General features: G+C 62.5%; 2 protein-coding genes. Both read left to right on the forward strand.

Annotation, left to right across the window (positions count from 1 at the left end; all coding sequences use genetic code 11):
* Nucleotides 1-520: pyrroloquinoline-quinone synthase PqqC (gene pqqC / locus WLY71_RS30630; RefSeq protein ID WP_347806570.1), on the forward strand; the 520-nt coding region annotated here is incomplete at its 5' end.
* The coding region (gene pqqD, locus WLY71_RS30635) for a pyrroloquinoline quinone biosynthesis peptide chaperone PqqD (RefSeq protein WP_347806571.1) at nucleotides 517-747 on the forward strand (231 nt) is incomplete at its 3' end. The genes pqqC and pqqD, both read left to right, overlap by 4 nt.

Here is a 747-nt window from a genome sequence, read left to right on the forward strand (position 1 = left end):
ACGGATACTCGATCACGACGGTGCACCCGGCAGCGAAGGCGGGATCGAAGCCTGGCTGCGGCTGGGCGCAGCGGTGGGGCTGGATCGCGAGCAAATCCTCTCGCAGGAATTGGTGCTGCCCGGTGTCCGTTTCGCCGTCGACGCCTACGTCAATTTCGCCCGTCGCGCCTGTTGGCAGGAAGCCGCCAGCAGTTCGCTGACTGAGCTGTTTGCGCCACAGATCCACCAATCCCGGCTCGACGCCTGGCCAACCCATTACCCGTGGATCGACGTCGGCGGTTACGACTATTTCCGCACTCGCCTGAGTCAGGCGCGACGGGATGTCGAGCATGGTTTGCGCATCACCCTGGCGCACTACGTCACGGTCGAAGGCCAGCAACGCATGCTGGAAATCCTGCAATTCAAGCTCGACGTGCTGTGGAGCATGCTCGACGCCATGAGCATGGCCTACGAGCTGGAGCGCCCGCCGTATCACAGCGTCACCACGGAGCAGGTCTGGCACCGGGGGATTGCCCTGTGAGCCTGATCGACCGCGAGCAATCACCGTCGCTGCGCCAGGGTTTTCGCTTGCAATGGGAACCTCGTCAGGACTGTCACGTGCTGCTGTACCCCGAAGGCATGATCAAACTCAACATCAGTGCCGGGCAGATCCTTGATCTGGTGGACGGCCAGCGCAGTGTCGCGGCGATCATTGATCGACTGTCTGCGAGTTTCCCCGGCGTACCGGGGATCGACGAAGATGTGCTG

The sequence above is a fragment of the Pseudomonas rossensis genome, from assembly GCF_039888995.1.
GTDB lineage: Bacteria > Pseudomonadota > Gammaproteobacteria > Pseudomonadales > Pseudomonadaceae > Aquipseudomonas > Aquipseudomonas rossensis.